Origin of the sequence: Pyrobaculum sp. (assembly GCF_049971835.1) — an archaeon.
Lineage (GTDB): Archaea > Thermoproteota > Thermoprotei > Thermoproteales > Thermoproteaceae > Pyrobaculum.
Genome location: NZ_JBMFKV010000143.1, coordinates 1 through 4,789, shown reverse-complemented (window position 1 = coordinate 4,789; position 4,789 = coordinate 1). Strand labels below are relative to the sequence as shown.

The window sequence follows — 4,789 nt, the reverse complement described above, 5'->3', positions numbered from 1 at the left end:
GGTTAAAGACGCCGTGGAGACGTACAACAGCTGGGTTAAGACTGGCGGGAGGCATCCTAAAGTGAGGTGGGTGGCGCCGTACGCAGATGAGAGGGCTTGGCGCTTCGATTCCCTCACAGCGGTGTCGATAAGGCTCATGTCCGGTAGACACGCCGCGGAGCTGTGGCCGCACAAGAGGTTCTGGCTCTTCGAGTGGCTGGTCAGAATAGGCAAAGCCAAGAAGGCGTCGACAGTCAGACTAAAGCGTGTCAAAAACCGAGTCTACGCCGTGTTTACGTACGAGATTGAGCCCGAAGCGCCTAAAGAGCCCGCTACCGTCGCCGCCTTTGACGTTAATGAGAATACGGTGGTTGTAGCGAGGGTGGATCTCAGACCCACGGCCGACAAAATCGCCCAGTGGAACAGAGGATGGATTCAGCCCATATCGATAAAGATCTTCAGAACCGACTTCGGCAGGCTGGCGAAGAGATACGACGCGGTTAGGCGCAGGTGGGCTGAGGAGCTCGCTGTAGAGATAGACGGAAAGAGGCTATCCGGCGTCCACACTAGGGAGTACAGAAAGAGGGTTAAGAAGCTGAGGGAGCGCAGTAGGAAGGGGGGATCGAGTTAATAAGATCGCCCATCATTTAACAAAGGAGCCTGCCGTCCTTATAACCGAAGACTTGGGAGTGAGGCCCCAGGAGGAGTTAGTCGAGAAGAAGAAAAACGCCGAGTTGAGACACCGCATTAAGCAGATGCCGATGAAGGCGGTAGTCGACAAAACGGCCGGCAAGGCCGCGGAGCGTGGCCTGAGGCTGGTGCTGGTTTCTTCGTACAGGAACTCCAAGATCTGCCCAGTACACGGCGAGGAGCTTTCGTTCCCATTAGGCCCGAGGCTCGGGCTGTGTCCAAGGGGACACCGGGTGCACCGGGACGTGGCCTCAGTATTGAATATGCTGTGGAAGGCTACTGAGAAGCTGGAAAAAAGGTATGCAGAAGCCGTTAAGAGGGCACTATCCGCGGTTGACGAGAGGACGCTGGAGGAGTGGTCGGCGCAGGTGCTTGAGGCCGAGAGAGCTGTCAGAGCCGAATGGCCCGCCGTGCTGGCCCGGGCCAGCCCCATGACCCCGCCAGGCGAGGAGACGGTGACCCCGGCGGGGACCGAGGGCGCTGATGAGCCGCCCCAAGCCGAGGGGCGGGGAAGAGGCCAGAAGTTGAAAAAAGCTGGGGTAGAGCTGTGGTAACCCAGCTAACAGCTAACCTCCTCAAGAGCGAACCTGGGGAAATAGTTGTTGAAGACAGCATCATAGTCACATACAGAATCGTAGATGTAAAAGTTGTCAAAGTAGTCGAGGGATACCACGTCGCAGTTGGCATAGGCATATCGGCGCGCTACATCAAGCCGCCCACCGCACCAGCTGGGATATGTGCAACGGGCACCCCGTACAGACCGGCCTCTTTTCGCACAGTTAAACCAGCGGAGGCAGTCATAAACGCCGGCGGCAGAGAGATCGAAATCTACACAGAGCCCCTCGCAGTCCTCATAGCCGAGGGATACGTGACTCCAGAAGGCGAGCCATGTGTAGCAATCCAGACAGTGACAGGTTGGACTGTGAAGTAGACCTCACACCACATGCAAAGTATAAGCACAGATACGAAATAGCGAGGTATATAGGCATAGAGGCGGTTGAAGTCATTATGAAAAACATCCACAGAATTCACGCCGCGGGAACTCCAGAGGAGGTGCCCGCCAAGCGGCGCGCCGCTGAGATAGAAAGAAGAAAGACAGTTGTAAAATACCGCTGTAGAACACTACGCGTAGTAACAGCCAAGACGCCGAGGTGCCTCCTAGTAATAACAATACACCCCTACCCCGGAGAGGTGCCGGACATTCAGCCGGAGTGAACGCCGGCGGTGAGCAACCTACCGACAGCCCCGCGACCTCGCGTAGCCAGCCACGACGTCGGCCAGCTGGAGCCCCGGCACCCGCCTAGAATCCCTCTCGATAACCCGGGCCCCGACCCTCGGCCTCCGGGGCAGAAGCTGGTTGTCGAGCACCACCAGCACGGCGCCCCTCGACAGCTCTGCCACAGCCTCCTCGACGTCGCCATGCGACGTGAAGTGCACCACCCTGAACCTCACCTCGGCCACCTCGGAGATAAGCCTCACAACAGCCTCCACGTCGGCCCTACGCCGGACGTCGACGTACTTAACCTCGCCCCCACCCTCGCCATCCGGCGGATACGCTCAAGGACGTGCCTCCCCAGCTCCATATACGGCACCCCGTACCTCGCCTCGAAAGCCACAGCCCCAACCGCCACGCAGTTACAGAAAGACTTCACCCCACTCTCGTCGACAAACACAATCACAAAGAATATATACACCCAACTTAAAACTAAGTGGTGGGGGGGCGGACATGTCCCCCCAGGCAGGGGAGGGAATCCGCCCCCGAGGCCCCACGCCCTCAACAGAAGGCGTAAATAAGAAAGGAGAAGAGATCAGCCACGTATCAAATCTCCAAGCCGCTTGCACAACCGTAGAGATAATAGAGGAGGGACGTCGATAATTAGCAACGGAAGTCTCTCAAACGATGCGATCACCAGGTGGCTGAAACTCCACATTACCCACATATGGCTTAGCCGCCAATGCCTCCTTCTGTTCTCCGGGCGTCCCGGGGGCGCAACCCCGAGGCGCCTTTTGGCCCCTTGGTGAGGGGGCCACCTGGAGTCTCGAGGCCGCTCATTCGGCAGACACATGGGCCCTCAGTAGCCTGCCCGCCGCGCGGCGGACGCCCAGCGCCTTGGCCGTGCGTGAGGCTATTAGTCCCGAGAAAAAACACCGGGGGGCGTCGGGGAGCCGGGCGTAGGAGGCGCCCCCGCGGCGGGTTAAACCGCTAAGCCGCTGGTAGAGGAGCCCTAGCCCTCTTCTATAGAGGGTTGCTTCTCCCCAGGCGGCGCCTTTTTTAAGACGCCTCCATATTTAAAAGTCTTAATTCCAAGCCGCCTCCTCTGTTTCCATATGTAAAACGCCGCTAACCCAGCCGCCGCTACCAGCGCCACCAGCGGCATCGGGTTTAAAGACCATTTAGCCACAGCCACCACAGGCCCAGCGACGGCTACCGTCCTGACAACCCTCCCACCCACCTCCCACCCCGCGAACTCGTACAGCAACGGGAAGGGATCCCACACGGCCGTCGGCGTAACGGTGGGCTCAATTACCGAGCCCACGGGGGCCCACTCCGGGGCGTTCTGCACAACGCCGTATTTTGTATAGAGCGACACTTTACACTCCATGATAAACCTAGGCGAAGCCTTGACAGGCCCCCTCACCTTTACAACAGCTTTAGGGCCGGTGGCGTTTATCCCAGTCCACCCGGAAAACACGTACCTACACCCCTCTGGGGCTTGGGGCTCCTCAGCAATTATCTCAACTACAGAACCCTCTGGGTAGAAACCGCTACCCCGCTCCGCCCTCGCATGTCCAGAAACCTCCACATAGTAAAGCCGTTGCGCCTTATACAGAGGTTGCTGAGGCCACACAACTTCCGCTGTTTCAACCACAACATCTAGATACGTGCCGTTGCCCAAATCCCCCCGCGCCACAGGCTCCACCCTATACACAGCCTGAGCCCGCAGAGGGCCGGCAACCACAAGCCTCTCAACTATCTTGCCGCCCACCAGCCAGCCCGCCGGCCTCAGCACCACGTAGCCAATCTGCGCCGGCTCAGGCGGCGGAATTACATAGCCCTCTGCAAACCACCCCGAGAGAGGCCTCGGAGAAATTAACTCAACGTAGTACTGCCTCTCGTACGCCGCCCGAATCACCCCGCCCTCCGTCACATTTGAAACATAGACACAACGGGCTCCACCACCCAGGTCGATCACCCTAGGCAGACTATACCTCTCCCCCCTCTCCAAAAGAACACTCCACACACCGCAGTTAGACACGACGGTGACGTTCCTCAACACCAGAGGCCTAGCCCCACTCGCCGTTTCATACACCACGTTAAGCCCCGCCGAGGAGAGGGAAAGCACAGCCTCCCCCACGTTTCTTGAATAGACCAATTGCCCCCCTAGATACACCTCCACTAAGCCAGTGGACGTGCCGTATATAGTATAGGGCCCGTCGACGGCTACGGCGGTGGTCTTGTTGCCAGCCGCAACCTCCAGCCTGCAACCCGGACCCACGGCGTAGGAATAGGCGAGGCCCACCCTAGCCAGCCTCGATCCCAGCAAAATAGCCGACCCGCCGTCCACCCTATAGAAATACTGCACGCCACCCCTAACCACGGAGGCTACCACGCAGTCCACAGACGCCGCCAGGCCGGCTGGATGGCCCCCAACGGCTATGCGGACAACGCCGCGGGGACCCACCACGAGGACATCGCCGTTAACATCTTGTATATAACCCACGCCATTGAGAAACACCGCGGCGTATGGAGGAGCCGGGAGGGAGAAGCTAAAAATCCGCTCCGGGGAAATATAAACCCCAAGCGTCTGGTTTGCCGCAACCACGGCTCTGCATTCACCGGCTAGAACCGTAGGCGTGAAGTTAAGCGGGTAAAAAGCCTTGGTAAACCCCCTGAAATCCGCCACAGAAACTCCACCCGAGTAGAAAACGATACAAGTAGAACCCACATATGCCGGCAAACCGCCACTGTAGAGAAATTTCCCATCAATTGAATAAACGGAAAAACCCAACCTCCCAAAAACCACATAACCCGACCCGTCGCTGAAAACCACAACCTGCCCCACCGCCACCCACGCGAAAAGCGCCAGCAGAATAGCCCACTTCATGGCGCCGGCGCACC

6 protein-coding genes and 1 pseudogene are annotated in these 4,789 nt (G+C 58.5%); 4 read left to right on the top strand and 3 right to left on the bottom strand.

Annotated elements, in window-relative coordinates:
- From ACP5J3_RS10850 to ACP5J3_RS10835, 4 genes and pseudogenes are all read left to right on the top strand, one after another.
- Nucleotides 1–610 (top strand): annotated as a pseudogene (locus tag ACP5J3_RS10850) (transposase); the annotation flags it as partial.
- Nucleotides 611–662: 52 nt separating this feature from the next.
- Nucleotides 663–1,223, top strand: coding sequence for a zinc ribbon domain-containing protein (locus ACP5J3_RS10845; protein ID WP_428495710.1), 561 nt, complete (start codon nucleotides 663–665; stop codon nucleotides 1,221–1,223).
- Nucleotides 1,217–1,600: a hypothetical protein gene (locus ACP5J3_RS10840; protein ID WP_428495709.1), complete on the top strand. Its 384-nt coding sequence runs from the start codon at nucleotides 1,217–1,219 to the stop codon at nucleotides 1,598–1,600. Before ACP5J3_RS10845 ends, ACP5J3_RS10840 begins: the two co-directional genes overlap by 7 nt.
- Nucleotides 1,585–1,884, top strand: a complete 300-nt coding sequence (locus ACP5J3_RS10835) for a hypothetical protein (protein ID WP_428495708.1) — start codon at nucleotides 1,585–1,587, stop codon at nucleotides 1,882–1,884. Before ACP5J3_RS10840 ends, ACP5J3_RS10835 begins: the two co-directional genes overlap by 16 nt.
- Before the next feature lie 18 nt (nucleotides 1,885–1,902).
- On the opposite strand, the gene ACP5J3_RS10830 is transcribed toward ACP5J3_RS10835, so the two are convergent.
- From ACP5J3_RS10830 to ACP5J3_RS10820, 3 genes are all read right to left on the bottom strand, one after another.
- Entirely contained in the window at nucleotides 1,903–2,160 is a 258-nt protein-coding gene (locus ACP5J3_RS10830; protein WP_428495707.1) for a DUF3800 domain-containing protein, read from the bottom strand.
- Nucleotides 2,145–2,348 carry a hypothetical protein gene (locus ACP5J3_RS10825; RefSeq protein ID WP_428495706.1) on the bottom strand — a complete coding sequence of 68 codons (204 nt, stop codon included), beginning with the start codon at nucleotides 2,346–2,348 and terminating at the stop codon, nucleotides 2,145–2,147. Before ACP5J3_RS10825 ends, ACP5J3_RS10830 begins: the two co-directional genes overlap by 16 nt.
- 546 nt (nucleotides 2,349–2,894) lie before the next feature.
- Nucleotides 2,895–4,789: hypothetical protein (locus tag ACP5J3_RS10820; protein ID WP_428495705.1), on the bottom strand; the 1,895-nt coding region annotated here is incomplete at its 5' end.